This window comes from Ferroplasma sp. Type II, from assembly GCF_000496155.1.
This window is the reverse complement of the sequence record NZ_KI542743.1, coordinates 24,114-26,210: the sequence shown is the minus strand read 5'-3', so window position 1 is coordinate 26,210 and position 2,097 is coordinate 24,114. Positions and strand designations below refer to the sequence as shown.

The 2,097-nt window shown below is 36.6% G+C and carries 3 protein-coding genes; 2 read left to right on the top strand and 1 reads right to left on the bottom strand.

What is annotated here, in order from left to right; all coding sequences use genetic code 11:
* Positions 1 to 477: 477 nt before the first annotated feature.
* A complete protein-coding gene (locus tag AMDU4_RS09065) occupies positions 478 to 720 on the bottom strand; it encodes a hypothetical protein (RefSeq protein WP_290704274.1) in 243 nt (80 codons plus the stop codon).
* Between the two features lie 113 nt (positions 721 to 833).
* Here AMDU4_RS09065 and AMDU4_RS09060 point away from each other — a divergent pair, with 113 nt between their 5' ends.
* Positions 834 to 1,535, top strand: coding sequence for an aspartate/glutamate racemase family protein (locus AMDU4_RS09060; protein WP_021787678.1), 702 nt, complete (start codon positions 834 to 836; stop codon positions 1,533 to 1,535).
* Positions 1,536 to 1,578: 43 nt separating this feature from the next.
* Positions 1,579 to 2,097: pyridoxal-dependent decarboxylase (locus AMDU4_RS09055; RefSeq protein ID WP_290704817.1), on the top strand; the 519-nt coding region annotated here is incomplete at its 3' end.

Sequence of the window (2,097 nt, the reverse complement as noted above, 5' to 3'; positions counted from 1 at the left end):
TTTATGCATCTGATGACAAACTGTTTATGAATTTTATTCTTCCAGAATACAGAGCTAAGGAGTATTTTCAGTTAATAGTTGATACGGAAATGGACATGAAAAAACTTGACTGGGTCACACTTGAATTATATAGAGATTTGAATCAAAAAAATATTGATTAGAACATGCAAGCCAGATAGCTATGGCTTAAGTTATCTCTAAAATACCTTTGAATTTAATAATTTTTATAGTAACATTTTGATATTATATCTTGGTCAAGAAATAGAAAGCATTCTGTATGTACTCAGTTGCAACAATATGGGTAAGTATTCCCGCCAATTACATAGCATAGTTTCTGGTACGGTCTCCCTTTTGGCCTATTACAGGTTTTTCAGTTTAAGTTCCAGCATCAGACCGGATAGATAGGAAAGGTGTATTTTATATTACAATGATATTATATGCTACAGGAGCAATATAAATAACGTTGAGCTATTTATTTTACCTTATTCCTATATTTCCTTGAATTGTGGCATACGGAGACCCGTTCCCCGTGAGTGTGGCAAACTCTTTCCCATCCATGATGGATGAATACCTGTACACCAGAAGCATGCCTGATGTTTCTGGACCAGGTCTGATTGAGATAGCATGCGTTCCGAACAGAGATGATGTATAAGACTGCATAATCTTCTGAGAACGGTTCACTGAGAGCATTAGTATGTTTCCTGGAATAAGGTTGTACATATCAATCATTTATTTTTCGGACATTTATACTCTAATGTGGTAGGTTTTTTCAATAGAACCTGGGGGTTGATATACTGCAAGGGATAATTTAAATTACCTTTGTGGATTTCATTATGGTAATTATGGACATAGAAATAGGTATTATAGGGGGTATGGGTCCAAAGGCAACAAATCAATTCCTGGACCGCGTTGTTGAATTGACAGATACCAAAAAGGATCAGGATCATGTAAGGTATATACTATATAGCGACCCTGAGATACCAAACAGGATAGACGCGTATTTTTACGGAAAGGAAACCCCTGTTAATGCCATTAACAAAGGTATAGATTTTCTTGAAAAGAATGGAATCAGAACTATAGCAATTCCGTGTAATACAGCCCATATATGGTTTGATAAATTCCATAAAAATGTTGAAGTGCTAAATATGATAGACCTCACAGTAAAAGTTGCACTGGAATCGGGGTACAGGAAACCAGGAATTCTTGCTACCACAGCAACAATTAAATCTGGACTCTATATAGATAGCCTGGCTGCAGCAGGATTACACCCCGTAGTTCCAGAGAAAGAAGACAAGGTTATGGCTGCCGTTCAGGCCGTAAAATTAGGTAACACAGAAGAAGGCAAATCCATTCTGGCTCCAGTAATAAGGGATCTGGAAGCAAATGGCTGTGATTCAATTATCATTGCATGCACTGAGATACCTGTAATACTTAAACAGGAATATACTTCCCTTCCAATAATAGATTCAGATCAGATACTTGCCGAAAAGATAATAATTGCAGCAGGAAAAAAATTAAAAAAACACCATAAATAAACTTTTCCGGAAAATTTTTTTAACCTTAACCTTATATTAAATAATGTTAAAACAGTTTCCTGAAAATGGTTTAAGCTCTGAAAAAATCCATGATATATTGGATTCCTATGGAAAATATGATATAAAAAACAGCAGAGGAAGATTGTTCACATATTTTTATGACCCTGGAATTAAAGAAATGGATAATTTACAGGACATATTCTTGAAATTTTCAAACAGGAATGGAATGGATTATCATGCTTTCCCAAGCACCCTGAAACTTGAAAACGATGTTGTTGCCATGATGGGTTCCCTGTTGAATGGTGATGACAGAACTGCAGGCACATTTACTACTGGAGGTACAGAGAGCATTATACTAGCCATAAAAGCGGCAAGAGATACATTCCTGGAAAACCACAACTCGCTTCCGGAGGTTATATTGCCTGTTACAGCTCATCCATCCTTCAGCAAGGCTGTTGAATATCTTGGAATGCGCGAAAAACGCATACCAGTAAATTCTGACTACCAGGCAGATATTTCTCTTATGAGGAAGGCTATCACCAAGAGTACGGCCATGATAGTT

Coding starts and splice junctions, on each gene's coding strand:
- AMDU4_RS09065 (WP_290704274.1), bottom strand. CDS start 720: ATGTACAACCTTATTCCAGGAAACATACTAATGCTCTCAGTGAACCGT.
- AMDU4_RS09060 (WP_021787678.1), top strand. CDS start 834: ATGGTAATTATGGACATAGAAATAGGTATTATAGGGGGTATGGGTCCA.